The organism is Kitasatospora sp. NPDC101235 (assembly GCF_044767505.1).
Lineage (GTDB): Bacteria > Actinomycetota > Actinomycetes > Streptomycetales > Streptomycetaceae > Kitasatospora.
Genome location: NZ_JBIWNZ010000009.1, coordinates 203,265 through 220,519 on the forward strand (window position 1 = coordinate 203,265; position 17,255 = coordinate 220,519).

A 17,255-nucleotide genomic window follows, 5' to 3' on the forward strand; every position below is an offset into this window, starting at 1 on the left:
CACCCGGTCGGCCGGTGGCAGCCGGTTCGGCGCGCGCCCCCATCCGAAGGTCGCCGCGGGGCATCGCCGGGCCCCGGACCCTAGGGTCTGTGGTGCGTCGAAGAACCGAGCGCCGGGCGCGCACGCAATCCTGTCGCGGGCCGGGGCGGCCGGCGGACCCGAGACCGCGCCCCGAGGTGCCCGGCCGACCCGAGAGGTGGACCCACCCCATGCACACCGTCGTCCGCGGCGCCGGAGCAATCGGCCTGACCGTCCTGCTGCTCACCGCCGCCACCGGCTGCCAGGGTGACGGCTCCTTCGCCGCCGAGCCCGAGCAGGCCCCCCCGGCCGTCGGGACCGGGACCGCCACCGGACTGGCCGCCCAGCAGCTGGACTGGCACGCCTGCGCCGCCCCCACCAACGCCCAGGGCAACGGCACCGCGCCCGCCGCCGACTGGCAGTGCGCCACCCTCAAGGTCCCGCTGGACCACAGCAAACCGGACGGCACGACGATCGGCCTCGCCCTGATCCGCAGCCGGGCCAAGGACGAGCAGCACCGGATCGGCTCGCTGCTGTTCAACTTCGGTGGCCCCGGCGCCTCGGGTGTGGCCACCCTGCCCGCCCTCGCCACGGCCTACGCCTCCCTCAACTCCCGCTACGACCTGGTGAGTTTCGACCCGCGCGGGGTCGGCGCCAGCGCCGGGGTGACGTGCCTGGACGACCGGGCGATGGACGAGTCCACCGCCGCCGACAGCACTCCCGACACCCCCGGCGAGGTGAAGGCCCTGGACGAGGGCAACGCCCGTTTCGTCGCCGCCTGCGAGCACAACTCCGGCGCGGTGCTGCCGTACGTGGACACCGAGAGCGCCGCGCGGGACATGGACCTCATGCGGCAGGTGCTCGGCGACCGGAAGCTGTCCTACTTCGGCATCAGCTACGGCACCCAGCTCGGCGGCGTCTACGCGCACCTGTTCCCGCAGCACGTCGGCCGGATGGTGCTGGACTCGGTGGTCGACCCGACCAAGGACCCGCAGCAGTCCGCGCTCGGCCAGGCCCAGGGCTTCCAACTCGCCCTCGGCGACTTCATGAAGGCCTGCGCCGCCCAGGCCGGGGCCGCCTGCCCGACCGGCGCGGGCGGCGACGAGGGCACCGCGAAGGTCGTCGCACTGGCGCAGAAGCTGGCGCAGTCGCCGCTCCCCACCAGCCAGGGGCGGCAGCTCACCGAGAGCCTGGCGATCACCGGCATCGCGGGCGCCCTGTACAGCACGGAGACCTGGCCCGCGCTGGCCGCCGGGCTGACCGAGGCGACGGAGCAGGGGACCGGCGACACGCTGCTCCGGCTCGCCGACGCGTTGAACGGGCGCGACGCCCAGGGGCACTACACCAACCTGAACGCCGCGAACCGGGCGATCAGCTGCGTGGACGCCCGGCAGCGCTACTCCGACCAGGACGTGCAACAGCAGCTGCCGCAGTTCCGCGCCGCCTCGCCGGTGTTCGGGCCCTACACCGCCTGGGGCCTGACCGGCTGCACCGGCTGGCCCGTCCCCGGCAAGGCCGCCCATCCGGAGGTCTCCGCGCCGGGCGCCGCCCCGATCCTGGTGGTCGGCACCACCGGCGACCCGGCCACCCCGGTGGAGGGCGCCCGGGCGATGGCGCAGCAGCTCGGCACGGGCGTCGGCGTCGCCGTCACCCTGCAGGGCGAGGGACACGGCGGCTACAACACCGGCAACCCGTGCCTGAAGCAGATCGTGGACGCCTACCTGCTGGACGGCACGGTGCCGGCGAACGGGACGACGTGCGGTTGAGCGGCCGGCCGGGCGTCGAAGTGGCCCGCCAGGTCAGTCAACGATTGGCCCTGGAGAGTGGGCCACCCGGGGCCTAGCCTCTCCGGTGTGACAAACGATGTGACGAACAGCGCGCCCCACCAGCACCTCGACAACGGCCACCGGACCGACACCGGCACCACCAAGGTCGACTTCTACTTCGACCCCATCTGCCCGTTCGCCTGGATAACCTCCCGGTGGATCCTGGAGGTCGAGCGGCAGCGCGAACTCGACCTGAACTTCCGGGTGATGAGCCTGTCCGTCCTCAACGAGGGCCGCACCGACCTGCCCGAGCGCTACCAGCGCCTGCTGACCACCGGCTGGGGCCCCGTGCGGGTCTGCACCGCCGCCGCCGAGCAGCACGGCCCGCAGGTGCTGCGCGCGTTGTACACCGAGCTCGGCACCCGGCTGCACGACCAGGACCGGCCCGCCGACGACGCCGTCATCCGGGAGGCGCTGGTGGCGGCGGGCCTGCCGGAGGAGCTGGCCGAGGCGGCGAACGGCACCGAGTACGACGAGGCGCTGCGCAAGAGCCACCACGAGGGCATGGACCCGGTCGGCGAGGAGGTCGGAACACCGACCATCCATGTGGACGGCGTCGCCTTCTTCGGCCCGGTGCTGAGCGCCATCCCGCGCGGTGAGGACGCGGTACGGGTCTTCGACGGTGTGCGGCTGCTGGCCGGGTACCCGAAGTTCTTCGAGCTCAAGCGGACCCGGACGGACGGCCTCGACTTCTCCTGAGCGGCCGGGGGCGCGAGGACGTGCGGCCCTGGCCCGCGGCCGAAGGGGTGGTCGCGGGGAGGGCTGACGGAGCGGTCGCGCGGTCGGGCCGCAGCTGCGGCCGGCCGCCGGCCTGCACCGAGCGGCCCGCACCGAGCGGACCGTCGAGCGGTGCTGTTTTGCCCCGGTTGGACCGGTATCGTCCCGTTCGGCCTCCCGTCCGGGCGCGGAGCGTCCGACCATGGAGGGGCGGAGGCTGTTCGGTCCCCCGAGAGGCGGTGAGCGTGGATGATCGCACGAATCCGGCTGCGCGCTGCCCGCCACCCCACGACCCCGCCGGGCCCCGGCGCCGGACCGGGGCAGGGCCGGGGCCAACCGCGAGGACCGGGCCAGGGTCCGGGGCCGGGCCCCGGCGGCCCGGCCAAGCCCCCGCCCCCCTCGTGGCGCCGCTGGCTGCTGCCCGTCGCCGTGCTGGCGACGCTGTTCATGCTGGTGCTCTTCTCCAATCCCGGTAAGCCCGGCACCCGCTACGGCTACACCGACTTCCTGAACCGGGTCAACGCCGGCCAGGTGCAGACCGTGGACGTCAGCGACACCGGCGGGGTGAGCGGCACGCTCAAGGACGGCACCCACTTCACCAGCCAGATCCCCACCGTCCTGGGCACCTCCGAGCTCAGCGGCGCGCTCTCCGGCCACCACGTGACCATCACCGGCAGCCGGACCAGCGGCGGCGGCTCCGTCTGGTCCACCCTGCTGCTGTTCCTGCCGCTGCTGATCTTCGGCGCGCTCTTCCTCTGGTCCGGCCGGATGGCCGCCCGGTCGCTGGGCGGCGGCCTGAGTGCCATCGGGCGGTCCCGGGCGAAGATCATCGAGGCCGAGCGGCCGGCCACCGGATTCGCCGACGTGGCCGGGTACGAGGGGGTGAAACAGGAGGTCAGCGAGGTGGTCGACTTCCTGCGCAGTCCGGAGCGGTACGCCGCCGCCGGAGCCAAGGGGCCACGCGGGGTGATCATGGTCGGGCCGCCCGGCACCGGCAAGACCCTGCTCGCCCGGGCGGTCGCCGGCGAGGCCTCGGTGCCCTTCCTCTCGGTGACCGGATCCGGCTTCGTGGAGATGTTCGTCGGCGTCGGCGCCTCCCGGGTCCGTGACCTCTTCGACGAGGCCCGCAAGCGCGCGCCGTCGATCATCTTCATCGACGAGATCGACGCCGTCGGCGGCCGCCGCGCGGGTGGCACCCGGATCGGCGGCAACGACGAGCGCGAGCAGACCCTGAACCAGCTGCTCGCCGAGATGGACGGCTTCGACCAGAGCACCGGCATCGTCGTCATCGCCGCGACCAACCGCCCGGACGCGCTCGACCCCGCCCTGCTGCGCCCCGGCCGCTTCGACCGGCAGGTCACCGTCCCGCTGCCCAACCAGGCCGAGCGGGCCGCCATCCTCGCCGTGCACGCCCGCGGCAAGACCCTGGCCCCGGACGTCGACCTCGGACGGCTCGCCCGCGGCACCCCCGGCTTCTCCGGCGCCGACCTCGCCAACCTGGTCAACGAGGCCGCCATCAACGCCGTGCGCGCCGACCGGGCCACCCTCACCGCCGACGACCTCGACGCCGCCCGCGACCGGGTGCTGCTCGGCCGGCGGGAGTCCTCCAACGCGCTGCTGCCCGAGGAGCGGCACGCCGTCGCGGTGCACGAGTCCGGACACGCGCTGGTGGCCGCGCTGTGCGAGCACGCCGACCCGGTCGCCAAGGTGACCATCCTCCCGGCCGGCGTCGCCCTCGGCGCCACCGAACAGCTGCCCGAGGCCGAGCGGCACCTGTACAGCGAGGGCTACCTGACCGACCTGCTCACCGTCCAGCTCGGCGGCCGGGCAGCGGAGCTGGTGGTCTTCGGCGAGGGCTCCACGGGCGCCGCCAACGACCTCGCCAACGCCACCTCGGTCGCCACCCGGATGGTCCGCGAGTTCGGCCTCTCCCCGGAACTCGGCCCGGTCGGCTACTCCAGCGGCACCCCGCACTACCTCGGCGACAACCCCGAGGACCTGCTGCGCCGCCCGTACTCCGAACAGACCCAGCACGCCGTGGACGGGGCGGTGGCCCGCCTGCTGCGCCGGGCCGAACGACGGTCCGTCGACCTGCTCACCGAGCACCGGCACCACCTGGACGAGCTGGCGGCGCTGCTCGTCGCCCAGGAGACGGTGGACGGCAGGGTGGTGCTCGACATCCTGTCGCACCCGGCGCCGGGCCCTGATCAGCCGGGCCCGGGCCGGCCGGTCCAGCTGACGAAGCCGGAGGCACGGGCGGGGCCGGAGACGCAGGCGGGGCCGGAGACGCAGGCAGGGACGGAGGCGCAGGCGGGGACGGAGGCGCAGGCGGGGACGGACGGGACGGGGGCACCGTCGGGACCGGCGGAACCGGGGGAGGCCCCCCGCCCGTGAAGGCCGCGACCCCGGTGGTCGTATCCTCGTGACCGCGTCTCGTACCCACCGTCCCGAGGAGTCGGAATGACCGAGCCCCTGCCCGCCGACGTCCAGCGGGAGATCGCCCGCGCCCTCGGGGTCGTGCCCGTGCCCGACCCCGCGAAGGAGGCGGAGCGCCGGGTGGACTTCCTGGCCGAGCAGGTGCGGGCCACCGGCGCGCGCAGCCTGGTGCTGGGCATCAGCGGCGGCGTCGACTCCACCACCGCCGGGCGGCTCTGCCAGCTCGCCGTCGAGCGGCTGCGGGCCGAGGGCCACCAGGTGACCTTCACCGCGATGCGGCTGCCGTACGGCGTCCAGGCCGACGAGGCGGACGCCCAGCTCGCGCTCGGCTTCATCCGCGCCGACGAGGTGCTGACCGTCGACGTCAAGCCCGCCACCGACGGCGCGCTCGCCGCCCTGAAGGCCGCCGGCCTGACCTACACCGACCACGGCCACGAGGACTTCGTCGGGGGCAACGTCAAGGCCCGCCAGCGGATGGTGGTCCAGTACGCGGCCGCGGGCGCCAAGGGCGGGCTGGTCGTCGGCACCGACCACGCAGCCGAGGCCGCGGTCGGCTTCTTCACCAAGTTCGGCGACGGCGCGGCCGACGTGATGCCGCTGTCCGGCCTGACCAAGCGCCAGGTGCGGGCGATCGCGGAGGCGCTGGGCGCGCCGGCCGAGCTGGTCAAGAAGACCCCGACCGCCGACCTGGAGAACCTCGCCCCCGGCCGCCCCGACGAGGACGCCCTCGGCGTCAGCTACGACGCCCTGGACGACTTCCTGGAGGGCCTGCCGGTCAGCGAGGACGTCCACCGAACCGTCCTCGGCCACTACCGCCGCACCGAGCACAAGCGCAACCTGCCGGTCACCCCGCCCCTGGCATGACCGGCCCGGACGAGCGCGCCGCCGGAGCCGTCCTCGGGTCCGCCGTGGGTGACGCCCTCGGCGCCCCCTACGAGTTCGGCCCGGCCGGCGCCTACTCCGCCCGCTTCCCGGACACCCCCGGTGACCTGGTGGCGGGCGGCGGCTGGCAGCTCGGCGAGGCCACCGACGACACCCAGATGGCCGTCCTGGTCGCCGAATCCCTGATCGAACGGGGCGGTCTGGACCTCCCGGACCTCTTCGACCGGTTCCGCCGCTGGGCCGCCGCCGGGCCCCCCGACATCGGCATCCAGACCGAATCGGTCCTCACCAGTGGCCTGCCCTGGGACCTCGCGGCCGCCGTCCACTTCGACACCACGCTGCGCGCCGCAGGCAACGGCGCCCTGATGCGCGCCTCGACCTCCGCCGTCGCCTTCGCCCGCGCCGGGCGGCAGGCCACCATGGACGCCGCCCGGCGCATCGCGGCACTGACCCACGGCGACCGGGCCGCCTGGGAGGGCACGGCGATCTTCCACGAGCTCGTCCGGCTCGCGCTCGACGGCGCCGACCCGCTGGCCGAACTCCCCGCCGTCCTGGCCCATGTCGCCCCCGACCATCGCGAACGCTACGCCACCGTCCTCGCCCCCGACTGGCACCCGGAGCGCGCCACCGAGGCCAACGGCGCGGTCTGGCCCTGCCTGGGCTCGGCGGTCTGGGCGCTGCGCACCACCGACGGCTTCGAGCAGGCGCTGCGCGCCGCGATCGACCTCGGCGGGGACACCGACACGGTCGCCGCCGTCACCGGCGGCCTGGCCGGGGCCCGGTACGGCCTGGCGGCGATCCCGGAGCGCTGGACCGGGCCGCTGCACGTCGAGCTGCCCGGGTCCGGCGGGCGGGTGCTTCGGACACCCGAACTGCTCGATCTGGCGGCGAGGTTGACGGTCAGTCGGTAATCGGCACGGCCTACCAGGGAATGCGGATCTCCGGCGGGCTGATCAGAAAGTAGACGATCAGGGCCGCCGGTACCAGCAGCTGGCAGAGGAGCGGACTGAGCATCGCGCATCGGTGGGTGGCCGAGGATGGGTCGTGGCGGCCGGTGTGCGGTCGGCTGACGAGTGAGGGGGATGAAGCGATGACGGTGGATCGGCTCGCGGTGGTGTCCGGCGGCGGTACCGGGATCGGCAGGGCGATCGCGGCGCGGCTGGCCGGGGACGGGCACCGGGTGGTGATCCTGGGCCGCAGGCCGGCGGTGCTGGAGCAGGCCCGGGAGGAGATCGAGCGGGCTGCCGGGCCGGGACTGGTCGTACCGGTGGCCGCCGATCTGACCGACCCGGCGGCGGTCGAGGCGGCGGCGGCCCGGATCGCCGGACTCGGTCCGGTGGACGTGCTGGTGAACAACGCGGGTGCGATCGTCACCCCGCCCGCCGACGGCAGTCTGGCCGCGCTGGCCGCTTCCTGGCGGCGGGACCTGGACGGCAACCTGCTCACCGCCGTGCTGCTGACCACCGCGCTCCAGGACGGGCTGCGCCGCCCCGGTGGCCGGCTGGTGGTGATCAGTTCGGCGGCGGCCCAGCGCGGTGGCGCGGGCCCGCACTCGGCGGGCTCGTACGCCGCCGCCAAGGCCGCGCTGCACGGCTGGGCGTTCGGCCTGGCGCGGCAGTTGGGGCCGGACGGGATCACGGTGAACGTGCTCGCGCCCGGTTACATCGAGGACACCGAGATCTTCGGGGCCGGCTGGAGCGAGGAGTTCCACGTCCGGAAGGTCGCTGACACCCTGGTCGGCCGGGCGGGCACGCCGGCCGACGTGGCCGAGGCGGTTGCCTACCTCGCCTCCCCGGCCGCCGGGTACCTGACCGGTCAGGTGATCGGGCTCAACGGCGGTGCGGTGCTGGGCCGCTGAGCCGTCGGGAGGGCCCCGCCGCGCCCGGCGGTGCGGTCCGTCAGTCCCCGTCGGCGTCGGCTTCCGGGGTCGGTGCGGAGCCGGTGCGGATGGCGAGCTTGGCCTCGGCGGTCGTCCAGTTGGTGGCGATCGCCTGCTGGGCGGCGGCCAGGGTGACCTGGCCCTTGCAGATCGCGGTGTGCAGGTGGGTCTCCACCGAGTCCTTGGGGTTGTTCGGGCCCTTGCCCGGGACGTGGCCGGGGGAGGGCGGCTGGACCCACAGGTTGCGCGGGTCGTTGGGGTCGCCGCCGAGCTGGAGGCTGATCAGGTGGTCGTACTCGGCGTCGCCCATCGGGCCGGTGTAGCCGTAGGACTTGGCGTTCTCGGCCTTCTCCTTGCCGGTGATGTTCACCGGCGGGCGGATGGTCGAGGTGTAGCCGCCCGGCTTGCAGATGGTGTCCTTGAGGTTGTCCTGGTTGACCGCCGGACTGATCGCGCCCGGGGTGCAGTTGGGGTCGGGCAGCGGCTGCTTGTCCGCGGTGAAGCGGTAGTGGCAGCTGCCCGGCGCGGGCTGCGGCTGGACGTCGTAACTGCTCTTCGGGCCGGGGCCGGTGACGATCGCGGCGGCCGCGGGCGGGGCAGCTGCGGCGTCGCCCGCGGCCGGGGCGGAGCTGCGCCCGGCCCCCTTGGCGGCGTGGCCGCCGCCGGACGAGCAGCCTGCGGCTGCGGCGGCGAGCAGGACGGCCGCGGCTATGGCCAGGGCACGGCGGGCGGGAGCCGGCACGGGTTCCTCCATCGGGGTGTGCGTGGGTGGCGGCCGCCGGGCGTGCCGGGGCCGCGCCAGCGGACACTACCGTGCCGACGGGGCCGATGGGGTGACGCCACGTCCGGGCGTGGAAAGCCTTTGCCGGGCGTGCGGAACCGTTTCCGCGACGGCGCCGGTTCGGTTGCCGGAGACCGTCACCGGGTTCGGGCAGGACTCCGTCGTCCAGGCCCGGCTCGGTGCGGACGGGCACACTCCTGGCCGGGCTCAAGGCCGGCGACTCCGTCCTGCGGACAGTCCGGTTCCGAGGAGGACGCGGAGCGGTCCCAAACCGACGGACGGACACGGAGCGGCTCCGAACCGACGGCCGGACGCGGAGCAGCGTCCGGCCGCCGGCGGCCTACTGCTCCAGGATCCAGTCCGTCACCAGCTCCTCCAGCACCCCCAGCGGCAGGCTGCCGTGCCCGATCAGCTGGTGGTGGAACTCCCGGACGTCGAACCGGGCGCCGAGTGCCGCCTGGGCCCGCTCACGGTGCCGCACGATCTCCTGGCGGCCGATCAGGTAGGCGGTGGCCTGGCCCGGCCAGGCGATGTAACGGTCGATCTCGTTGCGGACGTTGGCCTCGGGGGTGGCGGTGTTGGCCCGCATGAAGGCGATCGCCCGCTCCCGGGACCAGCCGTAGTGGTGCATCCCGGTGTCCACCACCAGCCGGACCGCCCGCACCGCGTCCAGTGAGAGCATGCCGAACCGGGACAGCTCCGAGCCGTACAGCCCCATCTCGTCCGCGAGCCGCTCGGTGTACAGGCCCCAGCCCTCGACGTGGGCGGTCAGCTGGCCGCTCGGGTTCTGCCGGAACCGCGGCAGGTGGTGCAGGGTCTGCGCGACGGCGAGCTGGAGGTGGTGGCCGGGAATGCTCTCGTGGAAGGCGACCGCCTCGTACTCGTAGCTGAACCGGGTCTCCGGGCGCAGCGTGTTGATCCAGTGGGTGCCGGGCAGCCCGCCCGGGCCCGGCGGCTGGTAGTAGGCCAACGGCGCGGTCTCCGCCCCGATCGGGTCGATCTCCCTGGTCACGCAGTCGGCGATCGGGTACGGGCGGAACCAGTCGGCGCTGGCTCGGCGGGCCCGCTCCAGCGCGCCGTCCACCAGGGCGATGATCTCGGCCGCGCTGCCGAAGCGCAGCGAGCGGTCCTCGCGCAGCGCGGTCAGCACGGCCGCGGGTTCGGTGATGCCCAACACCTTGCCGCCCAGCTCGGCGAACTCCTCGCGCAGTGCCGCGACGGCCTCCAGACCGATCCGGTGCACCTCCTCCGGGGTGAGCCCGGGCCGGGTGAAGCGGGCGACGGCGTCCGCGTAGCCCTCGGCGCCGCCCGGCACGTGGCAGACCCCGGCCTTGTCGTCCGGCCGGGCGACCGGCGCCAGCTGCTCGGTCAGCCCGGCCCGGAAGCGGGCCAGCGCCGGGCGGACGGCGTCGCGCACGATGGTCCGGGCGCGCTCGTGCTCCCGGCGGCCGGCCAGCGGCCGCAGCAGCTTGTCCTCGGCAGGGTCGGTGGCCAGGTAGGCCTCCAGCTGGGCGACGGCGGCGTCGATCCCGCTGCGCAGCGGGAGGCGGCCCTCGGCGGCGGCGTCCAGGGTGCAGCGCAGGGCGGCGTCGAAGTAGCCGGGCAGGCCGGCGAGGCGCTCCAGGTAGGCGTCGGCGCCCTCCTGGTCGACCGAGGTCATGGCGAGCGCGGAGAAGGCCTCGGTCTGCGGGGCGACGAGGGTCGCCGAGACGCTGAACTCGGCCAGGCCGTGGGTGATCTGGCCGATGCCGTTGTCGATCAGCCGGGCGAGCACCCGGTGGGTGATCCGGTCCTCGCCCGCCAGCGTGTCGAGCGGGATCGCGGCCAGCCGCTCGGCGAAGCCGCGCAGCGCCTCGCGGTGGCGGTGCGCGGCCGCGCGGGACGGGTCGGGCACCAGGTGGGCGTAGCCCTCGACCCCGCTGAGGGTCGCATCGAACGGGTTGTGGGTGTTCTCGGCGGCGAAGAACTCGTCCGCGAGTGCGGCGATTCCGGCGTGCTGAGGCTGCTCGATCACTGGTCGCTCCCCCGATGCGATGTGGTGCGGTGTCCACCGGTGTTGCCCACCGGCGGTGCCGGCGGCGTCGCCCGGCCGGCGCGCCCGGTACGGTACGGGGCACCCTGCGGTGCCCGGTCCCGCCGATTATTCGGAGTGACCGGCGGCCCGGTCAAGACACGCCGGCCGGAGGCGAGTTCCGCCCCCGGCCGGCGCGCCAAGGCGTGCCACGGCCCGGCCGGAGGTCAGCAGTAGGCGTCGCGGTTGTACTCCGCGGTGCCGTCCGTCATCTCCACCACCAGGCCGCCGGGGTGCTTCAGCAGCAGCGGCAGGGCGTGGTGGCTGGTGACGGCGTGCGTCTCCACCGCCAGGCGCAGGGGGACCAGGTGGTCGGTGGGCACCGCGATTCCCCGGCCGCCCGCGGCGGTGACCAGGTCGGCGGTGTCCTCGATCGTCTCGGGGCGGTCGTACTCCGAGCGCCGCTGCCGGGTGCTGCGGCCGGTGACGTACACCGTCGCGCCGGCCGCGCCGAGCTCGACCGCGATGCCTCGCCCGGCGCCCCGCGTCGCCCCCGCGACCAGTGCGATCCTGCCTTCCGGTGCCCGGGCCATCCCTGGACCTTCTCGCCTGTCGATCCCCTGTGTGAACCCGTGCACGACGGTGCCGACGCCCGTCGGGACGGACGTCGGCACCATCGTTGCGCAGGGGTCCGACAATCGGCGCCGGAGCGCCGCGGTGCCGGACGGGGGAGGGCGGGTCAGCGGGCCTGGGCGGCCTTCGCCTCCTTGGCGGCGGCCTCCTTCTCGTGCTTCTCCTTGATCCGGGCGGCCTCCTTGCGGACGTCCACCTGGTTGGCGCGCTCGTGCTGGAGCCAGAGCGGGTTCTCGGCCTTGACGGCGTCGATCTGCTCGGTGGTGAGCGCCTCCGTCACGCCGCCGCGTGCCAGGCCGGCGATCGAGACGCCGAGCTTGGCGGCGACCACCGGGCGCGGGTGCGGGCCGTTCTTGCGCAGGTCCTGGAGCCACTGCGGCGGCTCGGCCTGCAGCGCGTTGAGCTCCTCGCGGGAGACCACGCCCTCCTGGAAGTCGGTCGGCGCCGCGGCGAGGTAGATCCCCAGCTTCTTGGCCGCCGTGGCCGGCTTCATGGTCTGGCTGGTCTTCTGCTTGAGCGATGTCATGGTGACAAGGGTAAGGGAGTGCGCGGGCGCTTCCGGTCACGGTCGGTAGCCTTGCCCTGTGACAGACATGCAGGTGAACCCGTCCTTCCGGCTCGTGTACGTCCCGGGCGTGACCCCCGGCAAATGGGTCCGGGTCTGGGGAGAGCGGCTCCCGGACGTGCCGCTGGACCTCCTCGCGGTCCCGTCCGGCGACGGCGAGCGGACCCTGCGCGAGGGTGGCGCGGACGCCGGGCTGCTCCGGCTACCGGTCGACAAGGACGTGCTGAGCGCGATCCCGCTCTACACCGAGACCACCGTCGTGGTCTTCCCGAAGGACCACTGGCTCGCCGCCGCCGAGGAGGTCGCGCCGGCGGACCTGGCCGAGGAGGTGGTCTTCCACCCGCTCGACGACACCCTGGGCTTCACCGCGGACACCCTGCCCGGGCGCCCCGCCATCGCGCGCCCCGACAGCACGGCGGACGCGATCGAGCTGGTCGCGGCGAACGTCGGCGTGCTCCTGGTGCCGCAGTCGCTGGCCCGGCTGCACCACCGCAAGGACCTCACCTACCGGCCGGTGGTGGAGGCGCCGCAGTCCCAGGTGGCGCTGTCCTGGCCGCAGGAGCGGACGACGGACCTGGTGGAGGAGTTCATCGGGATCGTCCGGGGCCGTACGGTCAACAGCTCGCGCGGGCGCGGGGCCGGGCAGGCGGCGCCCGAGGCGCAGCCGAAGAAGGCGGCGGCCGGCCGGGGCAAGCCGCAGCAGCAGAAGGCCGGCGCGCAGAAGTCGGGCGGGCAGAAGCCCGGTGCGCAGAAGGCGGGCGGGCAGCGGGCGGGGTCGCCGAAGGCCGGGGGAGCCAAGGCTGGCGGGCGGGGCGCGGCGGCCCGGCGCGGTAGGCCGAAGCGGTGACCCTGGCGTAGCGTCTGCCCCGTTCCCTGCGGTCGAGGTGGGAGGAGCGGGGCAGTGTGGCACGACCTGGTGGCCGTCCAGATTCCGATCGTGGAGAAGGTCCTCCGCACGATCGCCGTCTACGCGTTGATCCTGGTGCTGTTCCGGCTCGTCGGCAAGCGCGGGCTGGCGGGGCTGAACACCTTCGACATGGTGGTCGTCTTCCTGCTCTCCAACGTGGTGCAGAACGCCATCATCGGCAACGACAACAGCCTTTTCGGCGGCGCGATCGGGGCGGTCACCCTGGTCGCGGTGAACTCCGCCGTCACCCGCTGGCTCTCCCGCGACCCGAGGGCCGCCCGCATCCTGGAGGGCACGGCCACCACCGTGGTGAAGGACGGCAAGCTGGTGCCCGGCGCGCTGCACGACCTGGCGCTGCGCCCGTCCGAGCTGGAGCACGCCGTCCGGATCCAGAACGGCGACGACCTCGGCCAGGTGGCCCGTGCCCGGCTGGAGCCGGACGGGCAGCTGCTGGTCACCCTCAAGAAGGGCGACCAGAGTGCCACCCGCGGCGACGTCGAGGATCTGCGGCGCCGGCTGGAGGAGATCGAGCGACTGCTCACCGCCATCGCCGCGGACCGGCGGCCACCCCGCTGACGGCAGCTCAGTCCTGCGGCCACCCCGCTGACGGCAGCTCAGTCCTGCGGTCGGACCGCGCCCCAGAGGAAGCGTCGTGGCCCGTCAGGGCGTGATCACCGGTCCGCCGGTACCGGGTCAAGGGCCTCGGCGCGGCGGCGGGAGGCGGTGAGGGCCACGGTGGCGGCCAGGATGAAGCCGAGGGCGGCGGCGAGGAGGTGGCCGACGGTGGTGAAGTCCGGCAGGGGGCCCGGCCATTCGCCGTCACCGGAGAGCGGCCAGGCGACGACGAAGGCGGCCCAGGGCAGCCGGGCCCAGCGGGGTACGGCGAGGGTGGCGAGGGCGAGGAGGGTCTGGGCGCCGTAGCTGATGCCGTAGTCCGAGGCCTGGCGCACGCTCTCCGGGTACCAGCCGTGCCGCAGGGCCAGCAGGATCACCGCGGCGGTGATCAGCGTGGCGCCGATGTGCCCGTAGAGGAGGACGGCGGCGGCGCGCAGGCTGCCGAAGCGGCGCTCCGCCCAGGCGAGGCAGCAGCAGACGCCGAGACCCAGGGTGATGAGGGTGCCGCCGAAGCCGGTGGAGAGGATCTCGGTGAGGGTGCCGTCGAAGAGCAGCGCGCTGCCGAGCAGGGCAGTGACCGGGTGGTCGTGCAGGTTGTCGAGGTTGGTGCTGATGTGGTCGCGGAGCGCGTCCGCCCGGTCCGCGGCGAGCAGGTCCTCGACCCAGACGTGTCCGAGCAGGAGCAGGACGACGTAGCCGAAGGTCAGCGGCGAACGGCGCGGATACGTCCGGACGGCGCGGAGCAGCCCGGTCAGGAGCCCCGATGGGGTTCGAGCGTTCATGGTCTGGTGGCGTCCCGGTCGAGCGGCGTGGTTCCGGCCGGCGCCCGTACGGCCGGCCATGCCGGGACAGTACCGAAGCCCGGTCGGAATCCGGTCAACGGACCCGGCGGGTCAGCGTCGCGGTGAAGGGCCGGGGCGAGAGGGAGGAGCCGCGGCCGGGGCGGACGGGCCGGCCGGGGGTGGGGGCGATGGTCCAGCGGGCGGCGATGGTGGCGATGGCGAGGACGGCCTCGGTGACGCCGAAGGACTCGCCGATGCAGCGGCGGGCACCGAGGCCGAAGGGCGTGTAGGTGCCGGGGGCGGGTCGGGCGGTGGTGAGCCAGCGGTCGGGGTCGAAGCGGTCGGGACGGGGGAACAGGTCGGCCCGGCGGTGCAGCAGGTAGGGGCTGTACAGCAGGGTGGCGCCGGCCGGGATGCGGTGGCCGCCGAGCTCGGTGTCGGTGGTGGCGGTGCGGCTGAGGATCCACGGCGGCGGGTAGAGCCGCAGGGTCTCGCTGACGATCCGGGCGGTGAGCGGCAGGGCGGGCAGGTCCTGGTGGCGGGCGGGCCGACCGTCGAGGACGGTGTCGAGTTCGGCGTGCAGGCGCATCCGGACGGCCGGGTTGGCGGCGAGCAGCGTCCAGGCCCAGGAGAGGGTGGCGGCGGTGGTCTCCACGCCGGACAGCAGGAAGGTGAGCACCTGCTCGTGGATCTCGGCGTCGGACAGACACCGGCCGTCCCCGTCCGTCGCGGTGAGCAGCGTGGAGAGCAGGTCGTGCCGGTCGGTGCCGGCGGCGCGGTAGTCGGCGATCAGCCGCCGGGTGATCTCCCGCAGGTCCTGTCGGGCGCGGCGGAAGCGGCGATTGCCGGGGGTGGGGAGGCGGTCGGCGCCCGGCAGCGGCAGCATCACCCGCCGGCCGGCGCCGCGGGCCACGACGTCCATGCTCCGGTGCACCGGCAGCGAGCCGTCCCGCTCGTGCACGGCGAACAGGCAGCGGGCGGTGACGGCGGTCGTGAGGCGGTGCATCGCGGCGGGGACGTCGATCACGTCGCCGTCGCGCCAGCGGGCGGTGGCGCCGGCGATCTCCTCGGCCATCATCACGGCGTGGTCGGGCAGCCGGTCGCGGTGGAACGCGGGTTGCAGCATGCGGCGCTGGCGCCGGTGGGCGGCGGCCGGGCAGGTGGCGAGGCCGTTGCCGACGGTCTCCCGGGTCTTGTCGAGCAGGGGCCCGCCCTTGTCGAAGGCGTGGTCGTCGGTGAGGAGCCGGCGGACCAGCTCGGGGTGGCAGACCACGTACGCGTGGAGCGGGCCGAGCCGCAGCCGCACGAGGTCGCCGTGGGCGGGCAGGCCGGCGACGAACTCGTGCGGGCGGTGGAGGAGGGCGGGGGCGTGGCCGAGCAGCGGGAGGCCGCCGGGGGCGATGGCCGCGGTGAACCGGGTGGTCGGGAAGAAGGGGGTCGGCACGGGCGTCACCTTGGTTCGGGCGGGAGGACCTGGGCGGTCGGTGAACGTGATCTTTCCCGGCGGTGTGCGGCGAAACGATCGTGAACCGGCGGACGGGGTGAACGCGGGGGCGCGGGCCGAACGCTCGTGCGCCCTCGACGATTTGACGGATGGGTCACCAGCCGAAGGCACCCCCGGCCCGGAGGCTGCCGCCGGTCGCGCCTACACTCGAACCGCTGCAAGATTACCGGTCAGTAGAGCCGGGCAGGTACGACCAGCCGGTGTGATCGCCGGACGGTGGAACGTCCGGCAGGGAGTGGGGAGTTCGGATGACCGACGAGCGGGTCCACGCGTTCGCCGACGACGCCCTGGGCGCACACGACGCGGTGGCACTCGCCGCGCTGGTGCGGGCCGGCACGATCAACCCCCGGGAGCTGGTCGGGGCGGCCGTCGACCGGGCCGCGCGGGTGGACGGCACGCTGCTGCCCGTCGCCCATGCTTCGTACGACAAGCCGCAGATCAGCCGGGAGGGCATCGGCGGCCCGCTGTGGGGCGTGCCGACCTACCTCAAGGACAACGTGGACCTGCGCGGCCTGCCGACCGCGATGGGCAGCGAGGCCTACCGCGCCCGCCCGGCCCGCCGCAACGCGCGCTTCACCGATCAGTTCCTCTCCACCGGCCTGGCCGTCCTCGGCAAGACCAGACTGCCCGAGTTCGGCCTCAACGCCTCCACCGAGTTCGCCACCGCCCAGCCGGTGCGCAATCCGTGGAAGCCCTCGCACTCGGCCGGCGCCTCCTCGGGCGGCTCGGCGGCCCTGGTGGCCTCCGGCGTGGTGCCGATCGCGCACGCCAACGACGGCGGCGGCTCGATCCGCATCCCGGCGGCCTGCTGCGGACTGATCGGGCTCAAGCCCACCCGGGGCCGGCTGGTGACCAACGCCCAGGGCGGCAAACTGCCGATCGACCTCGTCACCGACGGCGTGCTGACCCGATCGGTGCGCGACACCGCCGCCTTCTTCGCCGCCGCCGAGCGGCACCGCAGCAATCCCGGACTGCCCCCGCTCGGCCTGGTCGAGGGGCCGGGCGGGCAGCGGCTGCGGATCGGCCTGGTGGTGGACTCGCCGATCGCCAAGACCGACGAGCCGACCCGGCAGGTGGTCGAGGAGACCGCCGCCCGGCTGGAGGCGATGGGCCACCGGGTCGAGCCCACCACACTGCCCTTCGGCGAGGAGTTCTCCCGCGACTTCGTCGCCTACTGGGGCTACATCGCCTGGGCCATCGCGGCCACCGGCCGGCTGCTGATCGACCCGAGCTTCCGCGCCGGGAAGCTGGACGGCCTGACCACCGGGCTGCGCCGCCGGTTCCAAAAGGAGTTCCCGCAGACCCCCGCCGTGTTGCGGCGGCTGCGCCGGGCCGAGGGCGTGTACGCGCGGATCTTCCGCAACCACGACGTGATCCTCTCCCCGGTGCTCGCCCACACGGCCCCACCGATCGGGCACCTGAGCCCGAACGTGGACTTCGACGAGCTGATGGACCGGCTGATGCGCTACGTCGCCTTCACCCCGGTCAACAACGTGACCGGCGGCCCGGGCATCGCCCTGCCGGCGGGCTCGGCGCCCAGCGGGCTGCCGATCGGGGTGCACCTGTCGGCGGCGCACGGGCAGGAGCGGCTGCTGCTGGAACTGGCCTTCGCGCTGGAGGCGGAGCGGCCCTGGCGGCGAATCCAGGACTGAACCCGGCGGGTCCGGGACTGAACCCGGCGGGTCCGGGACCGACCGCC

The 17,255-nt window shown here is 74.5% G+C and carries 14 protein-coding genes and 1 pseudogene; 9 read left to right on the forward strand and 6 right to left on the reverse strand.

The features are described 5' to 3' along the window. Window positions 1-209: 209 nt before the first annotated feature. The 6 genes from ACIRRH_RS17900 to ACIRRH_RS17925 all read left to right on the forward strand — a co-directional run bounded on the left by ACIRRH_RS17900 (window position 210) and on the right by ACIRRH_RS17925 (window position 7,737). On the forward strand, window positions 210-1,784 hold the full coding sequence (locus ACIRRH_RS17900; protein ID WP_403067781.1) for an alpha/beta hydrolase: 1,575 nt from the start codon (window positions 210-212) through the stop codon (window positions 1,782-1,784). Between the two features lie 186 nt (window positions 1,785-1,970). Next, complete coding sequence (locus ACIRRH_RS17905; RefSeq protein ID WP_403067944.1) at window positions 1,971-2,543, forward strand: DsbA family protein; 573 nt, start codon at window positions 1,971-1,973, stop codon at window positions 2,541-2,543. 267 nt (window positions 2,544-2,810) lie between these two features. Next, complete coding sequence (gene ftsH, locus ACIRRH_RS17910) at window positions 2,811-4,955, forward strand: ATP-dependent zinc metalloprotease FtsH (protein ID WP_403067784.1); 2,145 nt, start codon at window positions 2,811-2,813, stop codon at window positions 4,953-4,955. Window positions 4,956-5,021: 66 nt separating this feature from the next. Continuing rightward, on the forward strand, window positions 5,022-5,861 hold the full coding sequence (gene nadE, locus ACIRRH_RS17915; RefSeq protein ID WP_403067786.1) for an ammonia-dependent NAD(+) synthetase: 840 nt from the start codon (window positions 5,022-5,024) through the stop codon (window positions 5,859-5,861). Then, window positions 5,858-6,790: an ADP-ribosylglycohydrolase family protein gene (locus tag ACIRRH_RS17920; protein ID WP_403067789.1), complete on the forward strand. Its 933-nt coding sequence runs from the start codon at window positions 5,858-5,860 to the stop codon at window positions 6,788-6,790. The genes nadE and ACIRRH_RS17920 overlap by 4 nt, the downstream gene beginning before the upstream one ends. A gap of 179 nt (window positions 6,791-6,969) precedes the next feature. Next, on the forward strand, window positions 6,970-7,737 hold the full coding sequence (locus ACIRRH_RS17925) for an SDR family NAD(P)-dependent oxidoreductase (RefSeq protein WP_403067791.1): 768 nt from the start codon (window positions 6,970-6,972) through the stop codon (window positions 7,735-7,737). 40 nt (window positions 7,738-7,777) lie between these two features. On the opposite strand, the gene ACIRRH_RS17930 is transcribed toward ACIRRH_RS17925, so the two are convergent. From ACIRRH_RS17930 to ACIRRH_RS17945, 4 genes and pseudogenes are all read right to left on the reverse strand, one after another. Further along, the gene (locus ACIRRH_RS17930) at window positions 7,778-8,512 is read right to left on the reverse strand and encodes a hypothetical protein (protein ID WP_403067793.1); all 735 of its coding nucleotides are present in this window, start codon (window positions 8,510-8,512) and stop codon (window positions 7,778-7,780) included. A 367-nt stretch (window positions 8,513-8,879) separates the two neighbouring features. Then, entirely contained in the window at window positions 8,880-10,553 is a 1,674-nt protein-coding gene (locus tag ACIRRH_RS17935; protein WP_403067796.1) for a DUF885 domain-containing protein, read from the reverse strand. A 230-nt stretch (window positions 10,554-10,783) separates the two neighbouring features. Next, a pseudogene (locus tag ACIRRH_RS17940) lies at window positions 10,784-11,143 on the reverse strand (short-chain dehydrogenase); the annotation flags it as partial. 146 nt (window positions 11,144-11,289) lie between these two features. Beyond that, window positions 11,290-11,709, reverse strand: coding sequence for a DUF5997 family protein (locus ACIRRH_RS17945; RefSeq protein ID WP_403067799.1), 420 nt, complete (start codon window positions 11,707-11,709; stop codon window positions 11,290-11,292). 67 nt (window positions 11,710-11,776) lie between these two features. On the opposite strand from ACIRRH_RS17945, the gene ACIRRH_RS17950 reads away from it, so the two are divergent. Together ACIRRH_RS17950 and ACIRRH_RS17955 are read left to right on the forward strand one after the other, a co-directional pair. Continuing rightward, window positions 11,777-12,595, forward strand: a complete 819-nt coding sequence (locus tag ACIRRH_RS17950) for a LysR family substrate-binding domain-containing protein (RefSeq protein ID WP_403067947.1) — start codon at window positions 11,777-11,779, stop codon at window positions 12,593-12,595. A 54-nt stretch (window positions 12,596-12,649) separates the two neighbouring features. Next, entirely contained in the window at window positions 12,650-13,231 is a 582-nt protein-coding gene (locus tag ACIRRH_RS17955) for a DUF421 domain-containing protein (protein ID WP_403067801.1), read from the forward strand. A 95-nt stretch (window positions 13,232-13,326) separates the two neighbouring features. Here ACIRRH_RS17955 and ACIRRH_RS17960 read toward each other — a convergent pair whose 3' ends face one another. After that, complete coding sequence (locus ACIRRH_RS17960; RefSeq protein WP_403067803.1) at window positions 13,327-14,052, reverse strand: rhomboid-like protein; 726 nt, start codon at window positions 14,050-14,052, stop codon at window positions 13,327-13,329. A 94-nt stretch (window positions 14,053-14,146) separates the two neighbouring features. Beyond that, on the reverse strand, window positions 14,147-15,496 hold the full coding sequence (locus ACIRRH_RS17965; RefSeq protein WP_403067805.1) for a cytochrome P450: 1,350 nt from the start codon (window positions 15,494-15,496) through the stop codon (window positions 14,147-14,149). Between the two features lie 308 nt (window positions 15,497-15,804). Here ACIRRH_RS17965 and ACIRRH_RS17970 point away from each other — a divergent pair, with 308 nt between their 5' ends. Next, the gene (locus ACIRRH_RS17970) at window positions 15,805-17,208 is read left to right on the forward strand and encodes an amidase (RefSeq protein WP_403067808.1); all 1,404 of its coding nucleotides are present in this window, start codon (window positions 15,805-15,807) and stop codon (window positions 17,206-17,208) included. Window positions 17,209-17,255: the final 47 nt, after the last annotated feature.

What these genes read in the sequence shown, in the direction of transcription:
- ftsH (WP_403067784.1), top strand. Translation starts at nt 2,811, where the DNA reads ATGATCGCACGAATCCGGCTGCGCGCTGCCCGCCACCCCACGACCCCG.
- ACIRRH_RS17900 (WP_403067781.1), top strand. Translation starts at nt 210, where the DNA reads ATGCACACCGTCGTCCGCGGCGCCGGAGCAATCGGCCTGACCGTCCTG.
- nadE (WP_403067786.1), top strand. Translation starts at nt 5,022, where the DNA reads ATGACCGAGCCCCTGCCCGCCGACGTCCAGCGGGAGATCGCCCGCGCC.
- ACIRRH_RS17960 (WP_403067803.1), bottom strand. Translation starts at nt 14,052, where the DNA reads ATGAACGCTCGAACCCCATCGGGGCTCCTGACCGGGCTGCTCCGCGCC.
- ACIRRH_RS17930 (WP_403067793.1), bottom strand. Translation starts at nt 8,512, where the DNA reads ATGGAGGAACCCGTGCCGGCTCCCGCCCGCCGTGCCCTGGCCATAGCC.
- ACIRRH_RS17950 (WP_403067947.1), top strand. Translation starts at nt 11,777, where the DNA reads ATGCAGGTGAACCCGTCCTTCCGGCTCGTGTACGTCCCGGGCGTGACC.
- ACIRRH_RS17920 (WP_403067789.1), top strand. Translation starts at nt 5,858, where the DNA reads ATGACCGGCCCGGACGAGCGCGCCGCCGGAGCCGTCCTCGGGTCCGCC.
- ACIRRH_RS17945 (WP_403067799.1), bottom strand. Translation starts at nt 11,709, where the DNA reads ATGACATCGCTCAAGCAGAAGACCAGCCAGACCATGAAGCCGGCCACG.
- ACIRRH_RS17925 (WP_403067791.1), top strand. Translation starts at nt 6,970, where the DNA reads ATGACGGTGGATCGGCTCGCGGTGGTGTCCGGCGGCGGTACCGGGATC.
- ACIRRH_RS17970 (WP_403067808.1), top strand. Translation starts at nt 15,805, where the DNA reads ATGACCGACGAGCGGGTCCACGCGTTCGCCGACGACGCCCTGGGCGCA.